General features: G+C 61.4%; 28 protein-coding genes. 15 read left to right on the top strand and 13 right to left on the bottom strand.

Annotated elements, in window-relative coordinates:
* Positions 1–26: 26 nt before the first annotated feature.
* Together HX786_RS02205 and HX786_RS02200 are read right to left on the bottom strand one after the other, a co-directional pair.
* Positions 27–2,537, bottom strand: a complete 2,511-nt coding sequence (locus HX786_RS02205; protein ID WP_102605077.1) for an ABC transporter permease — start codon at positions 2,535–2,537, stop codon at positions 27–29.
* The gene (locus HX786_RS02200) at positions 2,537–3,220 is read right to left on the bottom strand and encodes an ABC transporter ATP-binding protein (RefSeq protein ID WP_003218726.1); all 684 of its coding nucleotides are present in this window, start codon (positions 3,218–3,220) and stop codon (positions 2,537–2,539) included. The genes HX786_RS02205 and HX786_RS02200 overlap by 1 nt, the downstream gene beginning before the upstream one ends.
* A 10-nt stretch (positions 3,221–3,230) precedes the next feature.
* Between HX786_RS02200 and HX786_RS02195 the strand changes: the two genes are divergently transcribed.
* From HX786_RS02195 to HX786_RS02185, 3 genes are all read left to right on the top strand, one after another.
* Positions 3,231–3,836: an arylesterase gene (locus HX786_RS02195; RefSeq protein WP_178911673.1), complete on the top strand. Its 606-nt coding sequence runs from the start codon at positions 3,231–3,233 to the stop codon at positions 3,834–3,836.
* 58 nt (positions 3,837–3,894) lie between these two features.
* On the top strand, positions 3,895–4,188 hold the full coding sequence (locus tag HX786_RS02190; protein ID WP_003218723.1) for a hypothetical protein: 294 nt from the start codon (positions 3,895–3,897) through the stop codon (positions 4,186–4,188).
* A 72-nt stretch (positions 4,189–4,260) separates the two neighbouring features.
* Positions 4,261–5,229, top strand: a complete 969-nt coding sequence (locus HX786_RS02185) for a L,D-transpeptidase family protein (RefSeq protein ID WP_008437756.1) — start codon at positions 4,261–4,263, stop codon at positions 5,227–5,229.
* A 132-nt stretch (positions 5,230–5,361) separates the two neighbouring features.
* Here HX786_RS02185 and oprI read toward each other — a convergent pair whose 3' ends face one another.
* A complete protein-coding gene (oprI, locus tag HX786_RS02180) occupies positions 5,362–5,613 on the bottom strand; it encodes an outer membrane lipoprotei OprI (RefSeq protein ID WP_003172710.1) in 252 nt (83 codons plus the stop codon).
* Positions 5,614–6,239: 626 nt separating this feature from the next.
* Here oprI and HX786_RS02175 point away from each other — a divergent pair.
* Positions 6,240–6,521: a GNAT family N-acetyltransferase gene (locus HX786_RS02175; RefSeq protein WP_003189869.1), complete on the top strand. Its 282-nt coding sequence runs from the start codon at positions 6,240–6,242 to the stop codon at positions 6,519–6,521.
* Positions 6,522–6,635: 114 nt separating this feature from the next.
* Here HX786_RS02175 and HX786_RS02170 read toward each other — a convergent pair whose 3' ends face one another.
* Together HX786_RS02170 and HX786_RS02165 are read right to left on the bottom strand one after the other, a co-directional pair.
* Positions 6,636–7,712: a 3-deoxy-7-phosphoheptulonate synthase gene (locus HX786_RS02170; RefSeq protein ID WP_178911672.1), complete on the bottom strand. Its 1,077-nt coding sequence runs from the start codon at positions 7,710–7,712 to the stop codon at positions 6,636–6,638.
* 133 nt (positions 7,713–7,845) lie between these two features.
* Entirely contained in the window at positions 7,846–8,280 is a 435-nt protein-coding gene (locus tag HX786_RS02165; protein ID WP_003218717.1) for a PilZ domain-containing protein, read from the bottom strand.
* Here HX786_RS02165 and HX786_RS02160 point away from each other — a divergent pair.
* The 5 genes from HX786_RS02160 to cysB all read left to right on the top strand — a co-directional run bounded on the left by HX786_RS02160 (position 8,279) and on the right by cysB (position 12,205).
* Positions 8,279–8,671: a thioredoxin gene (locus tag HX786_RS02160; protein ID WP_102605075.1), complete on the top strand. Its 393-nt coding sequence runs from the start codon at positions 8,279–8,281 to the stop codon at positions 8,669–8,671. The two genes, HX786_RS02165 and HX786_RS02160, sit on opposite strands and share 2 nt — an antisense overlap.
* A complete protein-coding gene (locus HX786_RS02155; RefSeq protein WP_102368441.1) occupies positions 8,668–9,630 on the top strand; it encodes a putative 2-dehydropantoate 2-reductase in 963 nt (320 codons plus the stop codon). Before HX786_RS02160 ends, HX786_RS02155 begins: the two co-directional genes overlap by 4 nt.
* A gap of 14 nt (positions 9,631–9,644) precedes the next feature.
* The gene (locus HX786_RS02150; RefSeq protein ID WP_003218711.1) at positions 9,645–10,562 is read left to right on the top strand and encodes a 5'-nucleotidase; all 918 of its coding nucleotides are present in this window, start codon (positions 9,645–9,647) and stop codon (positions 10,560–10,562) included.
* Between the two features lie 63 nt (positions 10,563–10,625).
* Positions 10,626–11,126: a universal stress protein gene (locus tag HX786_RS02145; RefSeq protein ID WP_003218709.1), complete on the top strand. Its 501-nt coding sequence runs from the start codon at positions 10,626–10,628 to the stop codon at positions 11,124–11,126.
* Positions 11,127–11,230: 104 nt separating this feature from the next.
* Positions 11,231–12,205, top strand: a complete 975-nt coding sequence (gene cysB, locus HX786_RS02140) for an HTH-type transcriptional regulator CysB (RefSeq protein WP_003218707.1) — start codon at positions 11,231–11,233, stop codon at positions 12,203–12,205.
* A gap of 5 nt (positions 12,206–12,210) precedes the next feature.
* Here the strand turns inward: cysB and HX786_RS02135 are convergent, their stop codons facing one another.
* Together HX786_RS02135 and HX786_RS02130 are read right to left on the bottom strand one after the other, a co-directional pair.
* Positions 12,211–12,693 (bottom strand): GreA/GreB family elongation factor, encoded by a 483-nt coding sequence (locus tag HX786_RS02135; RefSeq protein ID WP_178911671.1) that lies wholly within the window; start codon positions 12,691–12,693, stop codon positions 12,211–12,213.
* Positions 12,694–12,708: 15 nt separating this feature from the next.
* Positions 12,709–13,077, bottom strand: a complete 369-nt coding sequence (locus HX786_RS02130) for a hypothetical protein (protein ID WP_003218702.1) — start codon at positions 13,075–13,077, stop codon at positions 12,709–12,711.
* A gap of 131 nt (positions 13,078–13,208) precedes the next feature.
* On the opposite strand from HX786_RS02130, the gene earP reads away from it, so the two are divergent.
* Both earP and HX786_RS02120 read left to right on the top strand, forming a co-directional pair.
* Positions 13,209–14,342, top strand: coding sequence for an elongation factor P maturation arginine rhamnosyltransferase EarP (earP, locus tag HX786_RS02125; protein WP_177117297.1), 1,134 nt, complete (start codon positions 13,209–13,211; stop codon positions 14,340–14,342).
* A gap of 49 nt (positions 14,343–14,391) precedes the next feature.
* A complete protein-coding gene (locus HX786_RS02120; RefSeq protein ID WP_003218698.1) occupies positions 14,392–14,964 on the top strand; it encodes an elongation factor P in 573 nt (190 codons plus the stop codon).
* A 67-nt stretch (positions 14,965–15,031) separates the two neighbouring features.
* Here the strand turns inward: HX786_RS02120 and HX786_RS02115 are convergent, their stop codons facing one another.
* From HX786_RS02115 to HX786_RS02100, 4 genes are all read right to left on the bottom strand, one after another.
* Positions 15,032–16,048 (bottom strand): alpha/beta hydrolase, encoded by a 1,017-nt coding sequence (locus HX786_RS02115; protein WP_177117298.1) that lies wholly within the window; start codon positions 16,046–16,048, stop codon positions 15,032–15,034.
* A 25-nt stretch (positions 16,049–16,073) separates the two neighbouring features.
* Positions 16,074–16,493, bottom strand: coding sequence for an organic hydroperoxide resistance protein (locus HX786_RS02110; protein WP_003218695.1), 420 nt, complete (start codon positions 16,491–16,493; stop codon positions 16,074–16,076).
* 253 nt (positions 16,494–16,746) lie between these two features.
* The gene (locus tag HX786_RS02105; RefSeq protein WP_003218693.1) at positions 16,747–17,199 is read right to left on the bottom strand and encodes a MarR family winged helix-turn-helix transcriptional regulator; all 453 of its coding nucleotides are present in this window, start codon (positions 17,197–17,199) and stop codon (positions 16,747–16,749) included.
* A 77-nt stretch (positions 17,200–17,276) separates the two neighbouring features.
* Positions 17,277–18,227 (bottom strand): LysR family transcriptional regulator, encoded by a 951-nt coding sequence (locus tag HX786_RS02100; protein ID WP_008437773.1) that lies wholly within the window; start codon positions 18,225–18,227, stop codon positions 17,277–17,279.
* 108 nt (positions 18,228–18,335) lie between these two features.
* Here HX786_RS02100 and HX786_RS02095 point away from each other — a divergent pair, with 108 nt between their 5' ends.
* Positions 18,336–19,085 (top strand): sulfite exporter TauE/SafE family protein, encoded by a 750-nt coding sequence (locus HX786_RS02095; RefSeq protein ID WP_032899680.1) that lies wholly within the window; start codon positions 18,336–18,338, stop codon positions 19,083–19,085.
* Here the strand turns inward: HX786_RS02095 and HX786_RS02090 are convergent.
* The gene (locus tag HX786_RS02090) at positions 19,075–19,956 is read right to left on the bottom strand and encodes a LysR family transcriptional regulator (RefSeq protein WP_023659060.1); all 882 of its coding nucleotides are present in this window, start codon (positions 19,954–19,956) and stop codon (positions 19,075–19,077) included. The genes HX786_RS02095 and HX786_RS02090 overlap by 11 nt on opposite strands.
* Before the next feature lie 70 nt (positions 19,957–20,026).
* Here HX786_RS02090 and HX786_RS02085 point away from each other — a divergent pair, with 70 nt between their 5' ends.
* Both HX786_RS02085 and HX786_RS02080 read left to right on the top strand, forming a co-directional pair.
* Positions 20,027–20,233 (top strand): DUF1127 domain-containing protein, encoded by a 207-nt coding sequence (locus HX786_RS02085; RefSeq protein WP_003218685.1) that lies wholly within the window; start codon positions 20,027–20,029, stop codon positions 20,231–20,233.
* Between the two features lie 45 nt (positions 20,234–20,278).
* Positions 20,279–21,496: a winged helix-turn-helix domain-containing protein gene (locus tag HX786_RS02080; protein ID WP_178911670.1), complete on the top strand. Its 1,218-nt coding sequence runs from the start codon at positions 20,279–20,281 to the stop codon at positions 21,494–21,496.
* Here HX786_RS02080 and HX786_RS02075 read toward each other — a convergent pair.
* Positions 21,486–22,832, bottom strand: coding sequence for a class II 3-deoxy-7-phosphoheptulonate synthase (locus HX786_RS02075; protein WP_178911669.1), 1,347 nt, complete (start codon positions 22,830–22,832; stop codon positions 21,486–21,488). The genes HX786_RS02080 and HX786_RS02075 overlap by 11 nt on opposite strands.
* Positions 22,833–22,950: 118 nt before the next feature.
* On the opposite strand from HX786_RS02075, the gene HX786_RS02070 reads away from it, so the two are divergent.
* Positions 22,951–23,706, top strand: a complete 756-nt coding sequence (locus HX786_RS02070; protein WP_087693646.1) for a spermidine synthase — start codon at positions 22,951–22,953, stop codon at positions 23,704–23,706.
* Positions 23,707–23,761: the final 55 nt, after the last annotated feature.

The following is a 23,761-nucleotide window of genomic DNA, read 5'->3' as shown; positions in this document are numbered from 1 at the left end:
TGAACGCGTGCGGGCCATTTGCGTTTTCAGCCCTCGCGCAGCACCGTCAACGGGCTGGCATTCAGTGCGCGGCGGGTGCCGAACACGCCGGCACCGCCGATCAGCACGGCGCCGATCACCGGCAGCAGCAATAGCCACGGATGCGGGTGCCAGGTCAGGTCGAACGCGTAGCGGTACAGCACCAGTGTCACCAGTTCGGTGCCCAGCGCTGCCAACAACCCGCTGACTGCGCCCAACAACCCGAACTCGATACGCCGGGCCTTGACCAGCAACTTGCGCTCAGCCCCCAACGCCCGCAGCAGGGCGCCCTGGCGAATCCGCTCATCGAGGGTTGCCTGGAGCCCGGAGAACAACACGGCCATCCCCGCTGCCAGGACAAACAACAGCACGTACTCCACCGCCAGGGTGACCTGGGCCAGGATGCTGCGCAGTTGTTCCAGCAGTGCCTCCACCTGCAGGATGGTCACCGCCGGGAAAGCCCGGGACAGGTCGACGATCTGTTGGTCATGGCCGGGTGCGAGGTAGAAGCTGGTCAGGTAGGTGGCCGGCAGGTCCTTCAGGGTGCCGGGCTGGAAGATCATGAAGAAGTTGGGCTGGAAGTTGTCCCAGTTGATTTCCCGCAGGCTGGTGACCCGCGCTTCGCGGTTTTCCCCGCCGACGGTAAACACCAGGTGATCGTTGAGCTTGAGTTTCAGGCTGTCGGCGACCTTGGCCTCCACCGAGACGCCTGGAATCTCGTCGGTCGGTTGCGCCGTCCACCAGGAGCCCGCCGTCAGCTTGTTGCCCGGTGGCAGGTCGGCGGCCCAGGTCAGGCTCAAGTCTCGCTGTACTGCACGATCGCCGCTGGAGTCCTTGCTGACAATCTCCTGCACTGGCGCGCCATTGATGCTGATCAGTCGTCCCGGTACCACCGGATACAACGGAGCCGATTGCGCCTGTAATTCCAGCAGGCGTGCGCCGAAGGTGTCTTTGTCGGCGGGCAGGATGTTCAGGGCGAAATAGTTGGGGGCGTCCTTGGGCAACTGGTTCTGCCAGGTGTCCAGCAATTCGCCGCGCAACAACGCGATCAAGCCCATCGATAACAGGATCAGCCCGAACGCCAGTGACTGCCCCGCGGCCGCCAGGGGATGACGCAGCAACTGGCCCAGCCCCAGGCGCCAGGGCAAGGAGGCCCGGGCCAGCAGGCGTCGCAGGCTTTGCAGCAACAGGAGCAGCAGGCCGCCGAGAACCAGCGCGGCAATCACGCCGCCGCCCAGCAGGGCGAAGGTCAGCACCAGGTCGAGGCTCAAGCGCCACATGATCAGGCCCAGGGCGAAGAGCGCCGCACCGTAGACCATCCAGGTGCTGGAAGGGATTGGCAGCAAGTCGCGGCGCAATACCCGCAGTGGCGGCACCCGCCCCAGGGCGGCCAGCGGCGGCAGGGCGAAACCGGCGAGGGCTACCAGCCCGGTGCCAATCCCGGCAACGGCCGGCAGCAGCCCGCCGGGTGGAACGTCCGCCGGCAGCAGGTCATGCAACAGCGCAAACAGGCCCAATTGCGCCAGCCAGCCGAGCAGGGCGCCGGTCAGGCTGGCCAGCAACCCCAGCACGGCCAATTGCAGGCTGAACAGCAACATGGTTTCGCGTCGCGACAACCCGAGGCAGCGCAGCAAGGCGCTGGCATCAAAGCGTCGGCTGGCGAAGCGATTGGCCGAGAGCGCCACGGCCACGCCGGAGAGCAGCACCGCCACCAGGCTGGCCATGTTCAAGTAACGTTCGGCCTTGCCCAGCGCGCCGCCGATCTGCTGGTTGCCGTCGCGCGCATCCTGCAGCCGCTGGTTGGCAGCCAGGCCGGGCTTGACCAGGTCGCGATAGGTTTGCAGCACGGTGCCGCCCTGTGGCGCTCGCCACAGGTCGCGATAACTCACGCGACTGCCGGGCTGCACCACGCCGGTGGCGTCAAGGTCGGCCAGGTTGATCATCACCCTGGGCGTCAGGCTATAGAAGTTGCCGGCGCGATCCGGCTCATAGGTCAGCACGCGGGAAAGGCGCAGGGTCTTCATGCCGACGTCGATGCTGTCGCCGATTTTCAGGTTCAGTGCCGTCAACAGCCGTGCTTCCACCCAGGCTTCACCGGGTTTGGGGCCACCTCCGGCAGTTTCTTCGGCGAAGGGTTCGGCGGCGCTCTTCAGCTCGCCGCGCAACGGATACGCCTCGTTGACCGCCTTGATGCTGGACAGCTGGATGCCAGCGTCAGTGGCAATCACGCTGGAGAATTCCACCACCCTGGCGTGCTGCAGGCCCAGCTCGGTGCCACTCTGGATTTGCTCGGTGCGGGCGGGTGAACTGCCTTCCAGCACCAGGTCGGCCGCCAGGAACTCGGTGGCGCGCAACATCATCGCGCCGTTCAGGCGGGCACCGAAGTAACCGATGGCGGTGCTGGCGGCCACGGCCACCAGCAGGGCGAAGAACAGCACACGCAGTTCGCCGGCGCGGGCATCGCGCAGCAACTGGCGAAGGGCAAGGCTGAACAGGCGCAACAAGGGCAAGCGTGCCATCAAGGCTCCAGGGGCGCGACCATCAGGCCGGCTTCAAGACGGATCAGGCGACGGCAACGGTGGGCCAGGCGCTCGTCATGGGTCACCAGCACCAGGGTCGTGCCGCTCTCTTTGTTGAGTTCGAACAGCAGGTCGCTGATGCGCTCGCCGGTGTGGCTGTCGAGGTTGCCGGTGGGTTCATCGGCAAACAGCACGTCCGGTTCGGCAGCAAACGCCCGGGCAATCGCTACCCGTTGCTGCTCACCCCCCGAAAGTTGGCGCGGCGAGTGGGTGAGACGCTGGCCCAGGCCGACACGCTCCAGCAGGTGTTTGGCGCGCTCGCGGGCGTCCTTGCGACCGTCCAGCTCCAGGGGCAGCATCACGTTTTCCAGCGCGTTGAGGCTGTCGAGCAACTGGAAGGACTGGAACACAAATCCCACGTGCTCGGCGCGGATGCGTGCACGCTGGTCTTCGTCGAGGGTACTCAGGGCCTGGCCGGCGAGGGTGACTTCGCCACTGCTGGGCAGGTCGAGGCCGGCCAGCAGGCCGAGGAGGGTGGATTTGCCGGAACCGGAGGCGCCGACGATAGCCAGGCTATCGCCCTTGTTCAGTTCCAGGCTCAGTTCGTGCAGGATAGTCAGTTCACCTTCCGCGCTGGGAACCACTTTGCTAAGGTTTCGCGCGGTGAGAATGCTTGCGCCCATGGAGAATCCAATGCGAATGTGGTTTTTGAGTGCTGGCCTGGCCTTGATGTGCATGGCCCAGAACGCAGCGGCGGGTACAGTCCTGATCGTTGGCGATAGTATCAGTGCCGGTTTCGGGCTGGATACCAGCAAAGGGTGGGTAGCGTTGTTGGGACAACGGCTCAAGAGCGAAGGTTTCGACGATAAAGTGGTCAACGCCTCTATCAGCGGCGACACCAGTGCCGGGGGCCTGGCACGGCTGCCGGCGGCGCTTGCAGAGCATAAGCCGGACCTGGTGATCATTGAGCTGGGCGGCAATGACGGCCTGCGTGGGCAGCCCCCCGAGCAATTGAAACAAAATCTTGCATCGATGATTGAACAGTCCAAGGCCAGTGGTGCCAAGGTGCTGCTGCTGGGCATGCAGTTACCGCCCAATTACGGCCCGAAATACACCACCGCGTTTGCCGAGGTCTACGGGGCGTTGGCCAAGGAGAAAAGCGTCCCGCTGGTACCGTTTTTCCTGGAAGGAATCGGCGGCCATCCAGAGCTGATGCAGGCTGACCAATTGCACCCGGCGGTTGGCGCGCAGGGCAAGTTGCTGGAAAATGTCTGGCCAACGCTAAAACCACTGCTATGACGCTTTTCTAGCAGCGGTCTTTCGGCTAAGGTGGCGCCCCCCCGATTTGGAGCCCCCGATGTCGCGTCCTGCCTGGTCACTGTTTGCCTACCAACTGATCGAGCCTGACGAACAGCTGGATCTGTTCGCCTGCCAGGAAGTCCGGGTGCATCTGGTGACGCGTCAATTGGAGTTGGGCGGGTCCATCGACCGCACCCTCTGCGGCACGTTGTTGCCTGCCCAGCCGCGCTGGTCATCGGTGGATCGCTCGATCTTCCAGGACCAGCGTTTGTGCCCCCTGTGCCGGGCGATCCTCGAGTCGCAAAAACGCGGCACACCGCCGATCTGGCCAGAGCTGCGCTTCGAGCTTTGAATATGGGTGCCCGCCGGGCAGCCGTGTACAATCCATTTTCTACTACCCGTCGATCTGCGAAGGAATTCCCGGATGTTGTCGCGCCTTTCCGCCGTCACCTGCTGCCTGTCTCTCGCTGCGCTCTGCGCGGCCGGTCCTGCTGCAGCCTTGCAGTTGCCTTTGCCGCCACCGGGTGAAGATATCGTTGGCCAGGTCCAGGTGATCAAGGCCAAGTACGAAGATACCTTCGCGGACCTCGGCACCACCTACGACCTGGGTTATTCGGAGATGGTCGCGGCCAACCCGGGCGTGGATGCCTGGCTGCCGGGAGCGGGTACCGAGATCGTGTTGCCGACGCGCTTCATCCTGCCGCCCGGCCCGCGTGAAGGCATCGTGATCAACCTGGCGGAGTACCGGCTCTACTACTACCCCAAGGGCCAGAACGTGGTGTACACGTTCCCGTTGGGGATTGGCCGTGAAGGCTGGGGCTCGCCAGTGGCCCACACCACCATCACGGGCAAGATCCCGAACCCGACCTGGACCCCGCCAGCCTCGATCAAGGCAGAACACGCCGCCAATGGCGACCCGTTGCCCAACGTCGTGCCGGCCGGCCCGGACAACCCGCTGGGGCCGTTCAAGTTCACCCTCGGCACGCCGGGCTACCTGATCCACGGTTCCAACATGAAGTTCGGCATCGGTACCCGTACCAGCCACGGTTGCTTCCGCATGTTCAACAACAACGTGCTGGAAATGGCCGACATGGTGCCGGTGGGCACGTCGGTGCGGATTATCAACGACGCCTACAAGTTCGGCGCGGCCGGGGGCAAGGTCTACCTGGAAGCCCATACGCCGCTGAACGACGATGGCACCCCATCGGTCGTCGACAAGCACACCGCCGTCATCAACGCCTTGCTCAAGCGTGAAGACCTGTCCAGCAACCTGCGGGTCAACTGGGACCAGGTGCGTGACGTGGTTGCGGCTGAAGACGGTTTGCCGACGGAAATCGGTGTACCCGGCGGGGCGCCGATGGTATCGAGTACGCCGGTCGATCTGCAGCAGTAAGCCTGCACGATCCATAACCCGTTATCGCCTCGCGCGGTGACGGGTTTTTTATTGTCTGGAATCCAGCCAAATCACAGGCAAAAAAAAGCCGATCCAAGAATGGATCGGCTTGATAACAACCCCGGAGGATTATTACTTGCGGCTTGCTTTTTCAAGCATGCGCAGAGCGCGCTCGTTAGCTTCGTCAGCAGTCTGTTGTGCTTTTTGAGCAGCAGCCAGAGCTTCATCAGCTTTACGGTAGGCTTCGTCTGCACGAGCCTGGGAGCGTGCTGCTGCGTCTTCAGTTGCAGTCAGACGAGCTTCGGTTTCTTTGGAGACGCTGCTGCAACCGGTAGCCAGAACTGCGGCCAGAGCCAGAGCAGAGAATTTCAGAACGTTGTTCATCGTGTTCCCCTTCAAGGACTTTCTATTAAATGGCTACTTTCTCAGAGTGAGCTAATAGCCGGCGTACATACTACCCATTACTTGTAGTAAGTAAACTGACGTAGCGCAAGAAGCAAAAAAAATTCTCGCGTCCAATCTATTTTGGCTAATCTTTCGAGAGTCTGTATAAAAAATATGCAGATTTTTGCACTCGGCCGAGGATTGGATCCAGCCTGAAAGGGCCGGCTGGCATGTGTTAAGCCATGTAAACATAAGTCATTTTATATATCGTCCCTGACACTATTGTTCAGATTGTCTTTTCGCCATTCGGTATCTTTTGTGCATGTTGAGGTGACTTTAAGAGCGCGTGTTCGTCTCAAGCTTCAACTGCCGGCAATGTTCAGGCCATCGACGTAAGGAATCTCGATTGGCCCTTTCTATGTCCGCCAGCGCAACGGAAGACGAGCGCGTCTTGAGCAATTGTGCGATTGGCGCCTACTATTTCCCTGTGCTGGTTGTGAGCGCTAGTGCAAGGCACTGGCCGCTTTTCTCGTTGTCGAAACCGGCACCGGGTGGCGTAGATGTTCCTTCGCCGGAAAAACATCGGTAAGGTAGGGGTCAGAAACCAAGACCCGCGAGGAGTAGTGATGAGCGAGGCGTTGTCCATCCACCATGACCAGGCTGGTCATCAGTTCGAGACCAATGTGGACGGTCATCGTGCCTATCTGACCTATATGGATCTCGGGAAGCAGACCCTGGATATCTATCGCACCTTCGTGCCCAACGCATTGCGCGGCCGTGGCATTGCTGCCGCGCTGACCGAGGAAGCGTTGAAGTTCGCCGAAGAGGCAGGTTATACGGTGATCCCGTCCTGCTCCTACGTTGAGCGCTACATGGAGCGCCACCAGCGCCATGCCGCGAAGCTTTGAGCATTGAGTAGGGCGGTACGCAGAGCATCCCAGGATGCATTCCCACGCAGGGCGGGGGAACGATCAAAAAAAACGCCGGGTTTAGCCCGGCGTTTTTGTGTCCGCAGTCTGTGCTCAGTCGCGCTGGCGCTTGGGCAACACGTCCTTGAGCTTGGCGTGCATGCTGCGCAAGGTGGTCTCGGTGGCAGACCAGTCGATGCACGCATCGGTGATCGACACGCCGTATTGCAGGTCGGCCAGGTCCTTTGGAATCGCCTGGCAGCCCCAGTTCAGGTGGCTTTCGACCATCAGGCCGATGATCGACTGGTTGCCTTCCAGAATCTGGTTGGCCACGTTCTCCATCACCAGCGGTTGCAGGGCCGGGTCCTTGTTGGAGTTGGCGTGGCTGCAATCGACCATGATGTTCGGCTTGATCTTCGCCTTGTTCAGCGCCTGTTCGCACAAGGCCACGCTGACCGAATCATAGTTGGGCTTGCCATTGCCGCCACGCAGTACCACGTGACCGTAGGCGTTGCCCTTGGTGGTGACGATGGACACGCCACCTTCCTGGTTGATGCCCAGGAAGCGGTGCGGGCTGGAGACCGACTGCAGGGCGTTGATCGCCACGGTCAGGCCGCCATCGGTACCGTTCTTGAAACCCACGGCCGAGGACAGGCCGGAAGCCATTTCGCGGTGAGTCTGGGATTCGGTGGTGCGTGCACCAATTGCCGACCAGCTGATCAGGTCTTGCAGGTACTGCGGGGAAATCGGGTCCAGGGCTTCGGTTGCCGTCGGCAGGCCCATTTCCGCCAGGTCCAGCAGCAATTGACGACCGATGTGCAGGCCATCCTGGATCTTGAACGAGTCGTCCAGGTACGGGTCGTTGATCAAGCCTTTCCAGCCGACGGTGGTACGCGGCTTCTCGAAATAGACACGCATCACCAGGTACAAGGTGTCGGACACTTCCGCCGCCAGCACCTTCAGGCGCTCGGCGTATTCGTGGGCAGCCTTGAGGTCATGGATCGAGCACGGCCCGATGACCACGAACAGGCGGTGGTCGGTGCCGTCGAGAATCTCACGGATGACTTCGCGGCCCTTGGTGACGGTCTGCAGGGCAGCGTCGCTCAGGGGGATTTCGCGCTTGAGCTGATCGGGCGTGATCAGGGTCTCGTTGGATTCGACGTTAAGGTCGTTGATCGGTAAATCAGCCATCGTGTTACTCGTCAGGGTCACGGGTGCCGGCCGCCAGCGATCCCCGTGCGGCGGAGCACAGCATGATTTAAGTGCAGCGGGGAGCGGAACCTTAGCGCGTTACAAGGCTGCGAGACAATGGGCAACGTCCGCTTTAATCCAGCGCTGGCAGCACAAAAGCCTCATGGGAGAACTCGCCGGCATGGCGCGTGACCCATTCCCGGGCCAGCGCTTCGCTCTGCCCGGGTGTGGGCTCGACGCCTTCGTGGAGGCGGCAGTACCGTTCGATCTGGCACACTTGCTCACCCATTCGCGCACCGAACAAGGCCTGCTCATCGGTAAAGGCAATGTCGACGCGGTAGCCGTTTTCGGCCTTGCGGCACCATGCCACATAGCCCGGATAGCGGGCCGTCTGGCCCAGTGAGGGGATGTGCAACTCGATGGCCGCGCCCTGGCGCCAGGCGCGTGGGCAATTGCATGCGACGCCGCCCAGGCCGATAGTGTGCAGCCGTTGGCGGGAAATGCCGGAAATGGGGCGTTGGGTTATTTCGACAGCGACATCATCAGGGTGAGGAAAGAAACGACCCATGCACACGGACTCCGAGCACCGTCCAGTTGACGGCGGTGGCAGCAGTATAGTGAAAGAACTGCAACTTACCGACCTGGATATCGACCAGCAATTACTGGGGCTTCCCGGCACGTCGCTGGTGGTGTTTACCGGTGACGGCTGCTCGCGTTGCCGCTTCCTGCACCAGCAACTGCCGGGGTGGGACTTGCCGGTGGACCGGGTGTGCTGGGTGGATGCGGGTCACAATGGCGGGGCAGTGGAGCGCTACGAGATCTTTCACCTGCCGGCGTTGTTTGTGGTGTGTAACGGGAAATTCCATGGAATATTAGCGTCACTGACGCGTCTGACCGCCAGCGACCTGACTCAAGGTGTGCAGCAGGCGCTCAAACGAATACCAGAGGAGTTGCCATGACCGAAGTAACAAAACAGTCGCCACGGATCGGGATCATCGGCACCGGGGCCATTGGTGGCTACTACGGTGTGATGCTCGCGCGCGCCGGCTTCGATGTGCATTTCCTGCTGCGCAGCGAGTACGCGGCGGTCAGCGAGCGCGGCCTGCAACTCAACAGCACGATCCACGGAACCGTGCACCTTCACCCGGTACAGGCTTATGCCCGCGCCGCCGACATGCCGCCGTGCGACTGGCTGTTGGTGGGCACCAAATCGACCGGGAATGTCGAACTGGCCCCGACCATCGCTCAAGTTGCCGCCCCGGACGCCAGGATAATCCTGTTGCAAAATGGCCTCGACGTAGAGGACAGCCTGCGTGAACACCTGCCGCCGTCGCTGCACCTGCTGGGTGGCCTGTGCTACATCGGCGTGCACCGTTCCGGTCCCGGGATCGTCGAGCATCAGGCGCTGGGCCGGGTCAACCTGGGTTACCACAGTGGCCCCGCGGCCAACGATGACAACGGTCGGCAAGCCATCGTCGAAGAAGGCGCCGCGCTGTTTCACCAGGCCGGTATCGATTCCCAGGCCATGGCCAATGTGCACCAGGCGCGCTGGCATAAACTGGTGTGGAACGTGCCTTACAACGGTCTCTCGGTAGTGTTCGGCACGGGCACCACGGCGATGATGGCGGATGAGTCCAGCCGCGAACTGATCCAGGCGCTGATGGCCGAAGTGGTGCAGGGCGCCCACGCCTGCGGGCATGAGATTCCCGCCAGTTACGCCGGGCAGATGTTCACCATGACCGAGAGCATGGATGACTACTTGCCCAGCATGTATCACGATTACGTGCACAAGCGCCCGCTGGAACTGGCGGCGATCTACGCGCGCCCCTTGGCCGCGGCCAACGCGGCGGGTTGTGAATTGCCACGCATGCAGGCGCTGTATCAGGCCTTGAGTTTTATGGATCGGCATAACCGCTGATTGGGGGGAACACCATGGCGAAGGGATTGGGCGACAAACTGGTGCTGGCGATTTCCTCGCGAGCGCTGTTCGACCTGAGCGAGAGCCACAAGGTCTACCTGGCCCAAGGCGTCGAGGCGTACCGCAAGTACCAGATCGACCACGAGGAAGAAACCCTCGAGCCCGGTGACGCCTTCCCGCTGGTGAAGAAACTCCTGAGCCTCAACGCCAGCCTCGGCCGCGCCCGGGTCGAGGTGGTGCTGGTGTCGCGCAACAGTGCCGACACCGGCTTGCGTGTATTCAATTCGATCCAGCATTACGGGCTCGACATCTCCCGCGCGGCGTTTGTCGGCGGGCGCAGCCCTTATCCTTATCTGGCGGCGTTTGGCTGCCACCTGTTTCTGTCCACCCATGCCGAGGATGTGCGCAGCGCCCTGGATGCCGGGTTTGCCGCAGCGACGATTCTGTCGGGCGGCGCAGGTCGGGCCTCCAGTGCCGAATTGCGGATCGCCTTCGATGGCGACGCGGTGCTGTTTTCCGACGAGTCCGAGCGCGTTTATCAGTCGGGCGGCCTTGAAGCCTTCCAGGCCAGCGAGCGCGAATCCGCCCGCGAGCCGTTGCGCGGCGGCCCATTCAAGGGCTTCCTGGCGGCACTCAACCTGTTGCAGCGCGAGTTCCCCGACGAGTCCTGCCCCATCCGCACTGCGCTGGTGACTGCCCGTTCGGCGCCTTCCCACGAGCGGGTGATTCGCACGCTGCGCGAGTGGGATATCCGTCTCGACGAGTCGCTGTTTCTTGGTGGCCTGGAGAAGTCGGCGTTCCTCGAAGCCTTCGCCGCCGATGTGTTTTTCGATGACCAGGAAGGGCATTGCGAGAAGGCCCGGGAGTTCGTGGCTACCGGTCACGTCCCCCATGGCATCAGTAACGAGTTGAAAATTCAGACCGAGGGCTGAGCACTGCCAAAGGCGCTGCTAAGCTGAATCAATCCCCGCCATCCTGGCTGCCCAGGAGGTTCTATGATTCGTTCGATGCTGTACGCCACTGACCTCGGTCTGTATGCCCCCTATGTGATGCAACATGCCCTGGCGCTGGCGCGAACGTTCAAGGCTGATCTGTATGTGATTCACGTGGTCGAGCCCATCGGGCTGTTCGCCGAATCGGTGTTGCAGAGCTACCTTGATGAGAAGGCCTTGAGTGAATGGCAAAGCCAGGGCCTGACGACGGTGATGGCGACCATCGAGCAACGGGTGCTCGACAGTTTTCGCGAGGAGCTGGGGGACGGGGAGCAGGACCTCAAGTTGATCCGTTCGGTGCGGGTGATCCAGGGTGATCCTTGTGAAGTGATTCTCGACCAGTCGCAGAAACTCTCTGTGGATTTGTTGATCGTAGGTAGTCACAGCCAGGCGGTCGGGGTGGCAACACCCCTGGGGAGAACCGCAGCACGGGTGCTGCAGCTGTCCCAGGTGCCGGTGTACCTGGTGCCGCTGTTGCAGCGTCGACGCAGTGACGACGTGTGATTGGTAGAAAACGATAAAAAGTTCTAGATTTATCCGTCTAACCTTTAATATAGTTATATACCGTCGCTGATACCCGTGGCGTCTATCCGCTTTGAGGGACACATATGAAGCTTCAACAACTGCGCTACATCTGGGAAGTGGCGCACCACGACCTCAACGTTTCCGCTACTGCTCAAAGCCTTTACACCTCGCAACCCGGTATCAGCAAGCAGATCCGCCTGCTCGAAGATGAGTTGGGCGTTGAAGTGTTCGCACGCAGCGGCAAGCACCTGACCCGTGTCACCCCGGCCGGTGAGCGCATCATCACCACCGCCGGCGAGATCCTGCGCAAGGTCGAAAGCATCAAGCAGATCGCCCAGGAATTCTCCAACGAGAAAAAGGGCACCCTGTCGATCGCCACCACCCACACCCAGGCGCGTTATGCGCTGCCGCCGGTGATCAGCAGCTTTATCAAGCAGTACCCGGACGTGGCCTTGCACATGCACCAGGGCTCGCCGATGCAGATCGCCGAGATGGCCGCCGACGGCACCGTCGATTTCGCGATTGCCACCGAAGCGCTGGAATTGTTCGGCGACCTGGTGATGATGCCGTGCTACCGCTGGAACCGTTGCGTCGTGGTCCCACAAGGCCACCCATTGGCCAAGCTGCCGAAGCTGACCCTGGAAGCCCTGGCTGAATACCCGATCGTGACTTATGTGTTCGGTTTCACCGGCCGTTCGAAACTCGACGAAGCCTTCAGCCATCGCGGCCTGACGCCGAAAGTGGTGTTCACCGCGGCTGACGCCGACGTCATCAAGACTTATGTGCGCCTGGGCCTGGGTGTCGGTATCGTCGCCAAGATGGCGGTCGACACCAAGCTCGACAACGACCTGGTGGTGCTCGATGCCAGCGAGCTGTTCGAGTCCAGCGTGACCAAGATCGGTTTCCGTCGTGGCACCTTCCTGCGTGGTTTCATGTGCGACTTCATCGAAAAGTTCGCGCCGCACCTGACGCGCGAAGTGATGGCCAAGGCCATCCAGTGCCACAACAAGCAGGAACTGGAAGAGCTGTTCGACGGCGTTGAACTACCGGTTCACTGATTGGCTCACTTCACCTCGGTAACAGCAAACTGTTGCCGAGCGCCCCCCACCAGAATCTCCACCTCATCCCCTTCGAACTTGCCCAACAGGCTTTTGCCCAGGGGCGAGCGTGGGGTGATGACGGTCACCGGTTGCCCCACCACATCGACCTTCAAGCCTGCGCCGTCCGGCGCCAGGAATAGCCACTGCTGGCGATCGTTTTCATCTGCCAACCCCAGTAATGCGCCCACTTCGATGCCGCGCTGGTCATCGTAGGCTCGTAGCTGCATGTTCTGGCACAGCGTCAGCGCCTGCCGGATCTCCTCGACGCGTCGGGCCTGGCCGGCTGCCAGGTAAGAAGCCTCCAGGCCCAGGGTGTCGTACTTGTTCTCGGCGATGTTTTCTTCGTGGGTCGCGGTTTCGTACGCGGTTTGCGCGGCGCGCTGGGCGACATCGAGATCGACCGCGAGCTTGTCCAAAACCAACTGGTGAACGGCGTGTTTATTCATGGGCGGCTTTCGTGATCAATCGCAAAATTGCAGGACGTTGGCCCGGCTCTTGTCGTTGGGGGCGTTCTGGTCCTGTTGCAGCCAGAACTGGCATTTGGGGTTGGACAGGTTGCGCGGGTTGTTACGGGCCTGGTCCAGGGTTTGCTGTTGCTCCTGCTTGCGCAGGTTCTCCTGGTACTGCTCGAACATCCGGTTCGGCGGCTCCGGTGCAACCACCTCCGGCTTGCCCAGTTGCTGCACCACTCGGGCCACCGGCGCCACGGTTTGCTCGGGCAGGTAGCGGGAAGCCAGCCACACGCTCAGCACAATGGCGATAAACCCCAGCCACAGGCCGAAGGCCACGGCGATACTGAGTTTGAACAGCGAGAACGAACGATCAGACATGGTGGCCTCCTGGCAGGCACGTGCGGCATGGCGCCGATTGTCCCACAGCCGCGCGCAGAATAATCGCGATCAACCCTTCTGTATCGAGGCATTTATACGGACAATCGAGCCTTTGAGCGTTGGAGCCCGGAATGAAAGCCCGCTGGGATATTTTTTGCAGCGTCGTCGATAACTACGGCGACATCGGCGTGACCTGGCGCCTGGCCCGGCAATTGGTGGCGGAACAAGGGTGTGCGGTGCGCTTGTGGGTCGATGACCTGCGGGCGTTCGAACGCATGTGCCCCGAGATTGATGTGCAGGTGCACCAGCAATGGCAAGAGGGCGTCGACGTGCGCTACTGGCCCTCCGACTGGCCGGCGACCGACGCGGCAGACGTGGTGATCGCTGCGTTCGCCTGTCAATTGCCGTCTGACTACATGGAGGCGATGGCCGCACGCGACCGCACGCCGCTGTGGATGAACCTGGATTACCTGAGCGCCGAAGACTGGGTGGTCGGCTGCCACGGTTTGCCCTCGGTGAAATTCAAGGGCGTGCAAAAGTACTTCTTCTTTCCCGGATTCCGTCCCGGCACCGGCGGTTTATTGCGTGAGGCGGGGCTGCTGGAACAGCGCGATGCCTTCCAGCAAGACGCCGCCGCCCGGCAGCAGTTTCTGCAGGCGCTTGGGGTTTTCCCGGTGGACGGTGCGCGAATGATGTCGTTGTTCGCCTATGAAAACGCCGGGCTGGCCAGTTGGCTCGACGTGCTGGCGGCCGATGGGCGCGCCACTCATCTGCTGGTGCCGGAAGGGCGGATCCTCGGAGATGTGCAGGGCTGGCTGGGGGTCGAGTCATTGGAAGTAGGTGATGTGCACCGGCGCGACGGGTTGACCGTGCAAGTGCTGCCGTTTATGCGCCAGGAGCAATACGACCGGCTGTTGTGGTGCTGTGACTTCAACGCCGTGCGCGGCGAAGATTCGTTCGTGCGGGCGCAATGGGCCGGGCGGCCACTGTTGTGGCATATCTATCGCCAGGACGAAGACATTCACCTGGACAAGCTCGATGCGTTCCTTGAGTTGTATACCGAAGGTCTGTCTCCGGCTGCGAAAGTCGCGTTGGTCGGCCTTTGGCAGGCCTGGAACGCTGATGGCGATATGGCACTTTGCTGGAAAATGCTGCTGGAACACTGGCCGGAAGTGACCGCGAACGCCGAGAAATGGGCTCTGGAACAAGGCTCGCGGACCGATCTTGCGACGGCGCTGGTACAGTTTTATGTAAATTGGATATGATACGCGACCTTGATTTTTGTAAATCCCATCCAAATTTCGGATATTCGCAATGAAAACTGGTAAAGAACTGAAACCCGGTACAGTGATCCGTCTCGAAAACGACCCTTGGCTGGTTCAGAAAGCTGAGTTCACCAAGTCTGGTCGTAACAGCGCAATCATGAAGACCAAGCTGAAGAACCTGCTGACCGGTTACAAGACCGAGATCGTCTACAGCGCCGATGACAAACTGGACGACGTGATCCTCGACCGCAAAGAAGCGACCCTGTCCTTCATCAGCGGCGACACCTACACGTTCATGGACACCACCGACTACACCATGTACGAGCTGAACGCTGAAGACATCGAAGCCGTTCTGCCGTTCGTGGAAGAAGGCATGGAAGACGTCTGCGAAGCTATCTTCTTCGAAGACCGTCTGGTTTCCGTAGAGCTGCCGACCACTATCGTGCGTAAGGTTGCCTACACCGAAGGTTCCGCTCGCGGCGACACTTCGGGCAAGGTGATGAAGCCTGCCAAGCTGGCTAACGGTACCGAACTGCAAGTAGCCGATTTCATCGAAATCGACGACCTGATCGAGATCGACACCCGTGAAGGTGGTTCGTACAAAGGTCGCGCCAAGAAGTAATTCTTGCGCCACCGGTACGATAAAAAAAGCCCGACCATGCGTCGGGCTTTTTTGTGGGTGCCGGTTTTTACTTCAGGTGTTGCTTCAGCTCCTCGGACGCCTGCAGCAGCGCCGAACGAACCTCCGGTACCTGGCTGACGACATTCAGCAAACCGTAGTCATGGATCATGCCGTTGTAGCGCACGGCGGTCACCGGTACACCGGCTTCATCCAGCTTGCGGGCATAGGCTTCGCCTTCGTCACGCAGCACGTCCGAGCCTGCGGTCTGAATCAACGCAGGTGGCAAACCCTTGAGCTGCGCGGTGCTTGCCCGCAGGGGCGACGCATAGATCTCGGCGCGCTGGTTGGTGTCGGTGGTGTAGTTGTCCCAGAACCACTTCATCATGTTGCGGGTCAGGAAGTGGCCTTCGGCAAACTGGTTGTAGGACGCGGTGTCGAAGTTGGCGTCGGTCACCGGCCACAACAGCAATTGGAACTTGATTGACGGTGTGCCCTTGTCCTTGGCCATCAGGCTGACCACCGCTGCCATGTTGCCGCCGACGCTGTTGCCGGCGACGGCCAGGCGTTTGCCATCGACGTTGATCTCGCTGCCGTGTTCGGCCACCCACTTGGTTGCCCCGTACGCCTGGTTGATCGCCACCGGGTAGTGCGCTTCAGGTGATGGCGTGTAGTTGACGAACACCGCCGCCGCTCCCGACCCCACCACCAGGTCACGCACCAGGCGCTCGTGGGTCGGGAAATCCCCGAGTACCCAGCCACCGCCGTGGAAGAACATGAACACCGGCAATGTGCCCTTGACCCCGGCCGGACGCACAATGGTCAGGCTCAGCGGCTGGCCATCGACCTGAATGGTCTTCTGGCTCACGTCGGCCTTGGGCAGCGTCAGTTTCACGCCTGACTGTGCACCTGTCAGCACCGCACGGGCTTCCCTGGGCGTCAGTTGCTCCATCGGTTTGCCGGTGCCGGCGTTCAGTACATCGAGAAACGCCTGGGTGTTGTGCTCCACGTCACCGCCGGCCGCAAAGGCATTGGTGATCGAGAAGGCGAGCAGGGTGCCGGTGAGTACTTTGCCAAATGTGTTCATGTTCTTCTCCAAAAAACCGCGTGGGTCAGACGGTTACGTGCAGGCGTACATCGACGTTGCCACGGGTGGCGTTGGAGTAAGGGCAGACCTGGTGCGCAGCGTCGACCAGGCTTTGCGCGTCGTCCTGGGCCAGGCCGGGCAAGCTGACGTGCAGGTCGATGTCCAGGCCGAAACCGCCGGGGATTTGACCGATGCCGACGTGGGCAGTGATCGAAGCGTCATCCGGGATTTTGCGTTTGGTCTGGCTGGCGACGAATTTCAGGGCACCGATGAAGCAGGCGGAGTAACCGGCGGCGAACAGTTGTTCCGGGTTGGTGGCCTGGCCACCCGCGCCGCCCAGTTCTTTTGGCGTGGAGAGTTTTACATCGAGGATGTTGTCGCTGGAAACAGCACGACCATCACGGCCGCCGGTGGCGGTGGCTACTGCGGTGTAGAGAGCTTGCATGGTGATTTCCTCGTCAGTGTTTGCGCTAAATGTTTGCGCGCTAAGTAAGTGGCGAGGTGAATGTATCGCGCTAATAGTTAGTGTGCAAGATATATTTGGAAAATATTTTGCGCGCTTTGATAGCCAGGCATTGCACAAACAAATGTGGGAGCGGGCTTGCTCGCGAATGCGGTGTGACAGTCACTAGATGCATTGACTGATCCACCGCATTCGCGAGCAAGCCCGCTCCCACATTTTTTGATGCGTGGTGCCTTTAGAGGGAGACTTGCAGGTTTTTTCGCAGTGCCAGTAAATCGCCCTGCAGCTTGCGCAACTGCTCGATGTCCAGCCCGCTGGCGCCCAGGATGCACTGTGGAATATCCATGGCTTTGTCCCGCAGGGCGCGCCCGGCCTCGGTCAATTCAACCACCACCACGCGCTCGTCTTCGCGGCTGCGGGTGCGGCTGAGCAGGCCTTCGGCTTCCAGGCGCTTGAGCAGCGGCGTCAGGGAGCCGGGATCCGTCAGCAGGCGATTGCTGATTTCGCCTACGGTCAAGCCATCCTCTTCCCACAGCACCATCATGGCCAGGTACTGCGGATAGGTCAGGCCAAGGGCTTGCAGCAGCGGTTTGTAGACCTTGGTCATCAACAACGAGGTGGAATGCAGGGCAAAACACAGCTGGTTGTCGAGCAACAAGGATTCGCAGGTATCGAGGGGCTTGGTCATGGCAGTGCCTTAAAACGTGTCTGGTTTCGAATCTAGCGGGCAAATCTTTAACGCGCCAGACAATTCTGTCCGGCCGGTCAACCCAGGCCGCTTTGCAGTGCCAGGTCCCAGGGCGGCACAGGGCTGAAGCGCGCCTTGAGGTATTCCAGCAACAAGCGGCTGCGGGCGTTGGCGTGTTGCTCCAGGCGGAGCGCATAGATGCCCGCGGTTTCAGGCGTCGGCAGGCCGTTCTCGCAGAACAGCGGGACCAGTTCACCGCGCACCAGGTATTCACTGGCGAGCCAGGTGGGCAGATGCGCAACACCCAGTCCGGCCAGCGCGCCTGAAAGCAGGGCTTCGGCGTTATTGGCGCTCATGCGAATGCGCTGCGGGCGGTAGGTGGATTTGCGCCCATCGAGCTCAAAACGCCAGGCGAACATCGGTGCCAGGCCTTCCCAATCCAGGCCGTCATGCTCGCTTAACTGGCTGGGATGGGTCGGCGTGCCACGGCTTTTCAGGTAGGCCGGGCTTGCGCAAGCGATGCGCACGATGCTGGCCAGTGGCGTGGCAATCAGCCGGGTGTCGACGATATGCCCGGCCCGCAGCACCAGGTCGACCTTGCCCAAATGCTCGCCCTGCATGTCGACAAAGCTGTCGATCAAGTGCAGGTGCACGTCCAGTCCCGGATAGACATTGAGAAAGTCAGCGATGGCAGGCGCCAAATGCCGCCTGCCGAAAGCCGCCGGTGCGTCCACGCGGATCAACCCTTCAGGCGCATGACTCAGCGACACCGCTTCGGCCCGCGCCAGTTGCAGCTCGCTGACAATCCGCCGGGCGCGCTCGGCAAACGCCAGGCCGGCGGGCGTCGGCACCACCGCATGGGTACTGCGTTGAAACAGCCGGCTACCCACCGAGCTTTCCAGGCTGTCGATGCGCCGCGCCACGGCCGAGGGCGTGAGCGGGTGACGGCGCGCGGCTGCGGAAAAGCTGCCGGCTTCCAGTACGTCGAGAAACAGGCTCAGTTGATCGGTCAATGTATTGGGGTTCATCAGCGTCTGCTTGTGCGAGATTGGCACAGCCATTGTGCGTTGCTGTGCGTTTCCGCACCAGAGCGGACTGCGTAGCATGCAAAGCCTGGGAACAGCAGGAGCGAGCGGGTGGCAGATTTAGCGTTGTATTTAATGCTGGGCGTAGCGTTGGGCACGGTCGGTGGCTTGTTCGGCATCGGCGGCGGGCTGATTGCCATTCCCGTGCTGGGGGTATTTTTCGGCCTCGACCAGCAGATCGCCCAAGGCACGGCCCTGGTGATGGTGGTGCCGAATGTGATGCTGGCGTTGTGGCGTTATCACCAGCGCAACCGGATTGAATTGCGTCATGCACTGCCGTTGGGCGTGATGGGTTTTTCCTTCGCCTGGCTGGGCTCGATCTGGGCGGTGGGGATCGATGCTGACGTGATGCGGGTGGGTTTTATCGCGTTTCTGCTGGTATTGGCGTCCTACAACCTGCTGCGAATGTTTACCCACAATGCACCGCCGTCAGCGCAGATGCGTTATTCCTGGCCGTGGCTTGGGGTGTTGGGCGCGGCGTCAGGCTCCATGGGTGGCTTGTTCGGGGTGGGCGGTGCAGTGGTTGCCACGCCGGTGCTGACCAGCATCTTCGGCACCAGCCAGGTGGTGGCCCAAGGGCTGTCGCTGGCCCTGGCGCTGCCGAGCACCAGCGTGACCTTGGTGACCTACGCCTGGCACCACGAAGTGGACTGGCTGATCGGCTTGCCTTTGGCCGTCGGCGGTTTGCTCAGTATCAGTTGGGGCGTGAAAGTCGCCCACGCCATGCCGGAGCGCATGTTACGCGGGCTGTTCTGCGGGTTCCTGGCGGTGTGTGCGGTGATGCTGACGTTTAAAGTTTGAAGCCTTCGAGGATGTATTCGGCGAGGCATTCGGTAATCGGCGAGGTGGTGCGCGGGTTGCGCAACAGCCGCAGGTTGACCGACGGCAGCGGCGGAAAACCGTCCGCTGTGCCCAATATGCGCAGGTCTTCGGTCACCAGGCTTTCCATATTGATCGTGACGGCCAGGCCGGCACCCACCACTGCGAGGATCGCGGCCCCGTTGGAGCTGTGATACGCCAGTCGGTACTCCTGCCCCTGGGCGTCCAGCGCGGCGCGTGCCCACTGCGTGCAAAAACTGTCGAGGCCGGAAATGGCCAGGGGCAGGGCGCTGTGCTCATCCATACAGAAGCAGGGCGCCGCCACCCACACCATGCGTTCATGGCGCAGCAGTTCGCCGATTTCATTTCCCGGTTCGCGGCTGATAACGGTCAGGTCGAGGTCCCGGCGCTGCATCAGCACCGGCGACGACTCGCAGTGCATTTCAATCTGGATCAGCGGGTAAGCCTTGGAGAAGCGCTTGAGAATCCCCGGCAAGTAGCGCATCACGTAATCGTCGGGTGTGCCGATGCGCACCAACCCGACCATGTGCGGCTCGCGCAACGTGTTGAACACCTCGCTGTGCAGCTTCAGGATCCGGCGCGCGTAGCCCAGCAGCACCTGGCCTTCAGGCGTTAACCGCACCTGGCGGCCATCGCGCTCGAACAACTTGCGCTGCAACACATCTTCTTCCAGGCGCTTCATCTGCATGCTTACCGCCGACTGGGTGCGGTTGACCTGCTCGCCGGCGCGGGTAAAGCCCCCTTGATCAGCGATGGCGACGAAGGTGCGCAGCACCTCGGTGTCGATACTCGGGTAGCTGGACAATTGATCAATCTCCGAGATGTATTGCATAAGAAACATTCGTTGGATTGATCATAGCGCCAGGCACAGACTTCAGTCATCCCCACTGGAGGGCGAGATGATGAAAGGTCAAAGAGGCTTTGTACTGATGGCGAAGCGGCCGTTTTCCGGGCTGCTTCAACTGGGTTCCCGGTGGATGGCCGTGCACCGTGAGCGTCAGCTGTTGATGAGCATGAGCGATGAGGCGCTCAAGGACATCGGGCTCAACCGTGGCGATGTCGAGCAGGAAAGCCGCCGGCATTTTTGGGAAGACCCGCTGCGAAAATGACTCGGGATGCAGTAGGGTGGTTCGCGAGCACACAAGGAGATGCCCATGCCCGCAGAACTGTCCTTTTCCCTCAAGCAGGCGCGACGCCTGGCGCTGGCCGCCCAGGGTTTTTCCGGGCGCCAGCCGCCGGCGTTGATCAAGGCGGCGCAGGTCAATCGCCTGGTTGAGCGTTTGGGCGTGTTGCAGATTGATTCGGTAAATGCGGTGGTGCGTTCGCACTACCTGCCGCTGTTTTCCCGTCTGGGGCATTACTCTCCGTTGATTCTAGAACAAGCCGCCTGGAGTTCGGGGCGGCGCCGCTCGCTGTTCGAATATTGGGGCCATGAGGCGTCGTTGTTGCCAATGGCGTTGTACCCATTGATGCGCTGGCGCATGGAACGGGCGGCCCGGGGGCAGGGGATCTATCAGCAAATGGCGCGTTTTGGTCGCGAGCAGCAGGCCACCATCGCCCGGGTGCTGGGCATCGTCGAACAACAAGGCGCCCTGGGTGCGGGCAGTTTGTCGACCCGCGAGGAGCGCGCCGGCCCGTGGTGGGACTGGAGCGATGAAAAGCATGCGCTGGAATGGTTGTTCGCCGCCGGCCAGGTGACCGTCGCCGGGCGGCGGGGGTTTGAGCGTTTGTACGACCTGCCGGAGCGTGTGATCCCGGCCGACATTCTCCAGCAAGCCCCCTTGGACGAGGCTGAGGCGCAACGCGGTTTGCTGCTGCACAGCGCCACGGCGCTGGGGGTGGGCACTGAAAAAGACCTGCGCGACTACTTCCGTCTGGACCCGGCCGACAGCCGTGGGCGCCTGGCGGAGCTGGTCGAGGATGGGCAATTGATCACCTGCGAGGTCCAGGGCTGGAAACAGCCGGCTTATTGCCTGCCCGAGCCAAAAGTCCCGCGCAAGGTGCCTGCCAGCGCACTGTTATCGCCTTTTGATTCGCTGATCTGGGAGCGCAGCCGTACCGAGCGGTTGTTCGATTTCCGCTATCGCCTGGAGATCTACACGCCCCAGGACAAGCGGGTATATGGCTACTACGTGCTGCCGTTCCTGCACAACGAGCGGATTGCCGCGCGCGTGGATCTGCGGGCGGAGCGGGCGGCCGGACGCCTGGCGGTGCATGCCGTTCACGAGGAAGAGCCGGGGCTGGACGAGGAGGGCATGCGCGCGCTGGCCCTGAATCTGCGGCAGATGGCCGACTGGCTCGGGCTTGAGCAGATACAGCTCAATTGCCAGCGGGCCAGTGCGGCACGGTTGCGGGTAGAGCTTAACGCTTGACCTGTTTTAGCGTCTCGGCGATCAGGAATGCCAATTCCAGCGACTGATCGGCATTCATCCGTGGGTCGCAGTGGGTGTGGTAGCGGTCCGACAGCCCGTCTTCAGTAATCGGCCGCGCGCCACCGATGCACTCGGTGACGTTCTGCCCGGTCATCTCGATATGAATCCCGCCGGCGTAAGTGCCTTCGGCTTCATGCACCTGGAAGAACTCCTTCACCTCACTGAGAATCTGCGCGAAGTCCCGTGTCTTGTAGCCGCTGCTGGCCTTGATGGTGTTGCCGTGCATCGGGTCGGAACTCCACAGCACCTGCTTGCCCTCGCGCTGTACCGCGCGGATCAGGTTGGGCAGATGGTCGCTGACCTTGCTGGCACCCATGCGCGCAATCAGGTTCAGGCGGCCCGGGTCGTTGTCCGGGTTGAGGATGTCGATCAGGCGGATCAGGTCGTCGGGGTTCATGCTCGGGCCGACCTTGACCCCGATCGGGTTGTTCACCCCGCGCAGGAATTCGACGTGGGCACCGTCCAGTTGGCGGGTGCGATCACCGATCCAGAGCATGTGTGCCGAGCAGTCGTAATAGTCGTTGGTCAGGCTGTCGCGGCGCACGAAGGCTTGTTCGTAGTTGAGCAGCAGCGCTTCGTGGGCGGTGAAGAAACTGGTCTCGCGCAGTTGCGGCGAGCTGTCCATGCCACAGGCACGCATGAAGGCCAGGGTTTCGTCGATGCGGTCGGCCAGTTGGCTGTACTTCTCGGCCAGGGCGGAGTTGGCGATGAAGTCCAGGTTCCACTTGTGCACCTGGTGCAGGTCGGCAAAACCGCCCTGGGCAAACGCCCGCAGCAGGTTCAGGGTGGCGGTGGACTGGTGGTAGGACTGCAGCAGGCGGTCCGGATCGGGCACGCGGCTTTTTTCGTCGAAGCCGATACCGTTGACGATATCGCCGCGGTAGGCGGGCAGGGTGATGCCGTCGATGGTTTCATCGTTGGAAGAGCGCGGCTTGGCGAACTGGCCCGCCATACGCCCGACCTTGACCACCGGGCAGCCGGCAGCGAAGGTCATCACAATCGCCATCTGCAGCAGCACCTTGAAGGTGTCGCGGATTTTTGCCGCCGAGAACTCGGCAAAACTCTCGGCGCAATCGCCGCCTTGCAACAGGAAGGCGCGACCCTGGGTCACCTCGGCAAACTGACGGCGCAACTCACGGGCTTCACCGGCAAACACCAGCGGCGGATAGCTCGCCAGGGTTTGCTCGACCTGCGACAAATGCGCGGCGTCAGGGTACTGGGGTTGTTGCTGGATCGGCAGGGCGCGCCAGCTGTCGGGGCTCCAGGGTTGGCTCATCATGAACTCGAGTGATTTGCGGTCGGGCCGTCATGTTATCAGCAATTAGTACGTGACCTGCTGCCGCCGGTTCGCCCACAATCCCGGCTTTCCCGTTGGCACGCCGTTAGGAGTTGCAATGTCTGAGGAGCGCGTCGAGCGCCTGCTGGCCGAGGTCCATGATGACTTCGGCATGATCCGCGTGCTGGAAGTGGCAGATTACCGCTTTCTCGAGTTTGGCGATGCCATCGAGCAGAGTTGTGTGTTTACTGCTGACCCGAGCTGGTTGGAGTATGACTACACCCGCGCGATGCTGATTGGGGCGTTGTGCCATGAGCAGCCGGAGAGTGCGTTGTTCCTGGGCTTGGGCGCTGGGACGTTGACCCAGGCTTGCCTGAAGTTTCTGCCTTTGGATGATGTGGAAGCCATCGAGCTGCGGCCTGATGTGCCGCGTCTGGCCATTGAGTACTTGGGGCTGGATGATGATCCTCGGCTGTATATCCGCGTTGGGGATGCGTTGGAATTGCTGCCTTCGGCTGAGTCGGCGGACCTGATTTTTGTCGACCTGTATACGGATGTTGGCCCTGGGGTTGGGCACCTGGCCTGGACGTTTCTGGAGAATTGCCAGAAGAAGCTGAACCCGGGGGGGTGGTTGGTGATTAATCAGTGGGCTACGGATGATGGGAAGCCTTTGGGGGCGGCGTTGTTGCGTGGGTTGTATCACCGGCATTATTGGGAGTTGCCGGTGAAGGAGGGGAATGTGATTTTGCTGGTGCCGGCGGATCTGGATCAGGTGCTTGATGTGGCGGCGTTGTCTGCGCGGGCTGAGGCGTTGGCGCCGCGGTTGGGGTATTCGTTGCAGTCGCTGATCAAGGCGATTCGGCCGGCTACGTAGGGTTTTGATTGTGTACATATCCGTTGCTGCGGTAGCGGCCGCTTATGGTTCCGCT

Origin of the sequence: Pseudomonas sp. 21615526 (assembly GCF_013386245.1) — a bacterium.
Lineage (GTDB): Bacteria > Pseudomonadota > Gammaproteobacteria > Pseudomonadales > Pseudomonadaceae > Aquipseudomonas.
The sequence above is the reverse complement of the archived record's forward strand: the minus strand, read 5'-3'. Positions and strand labels throughout refer to the sequence as shown.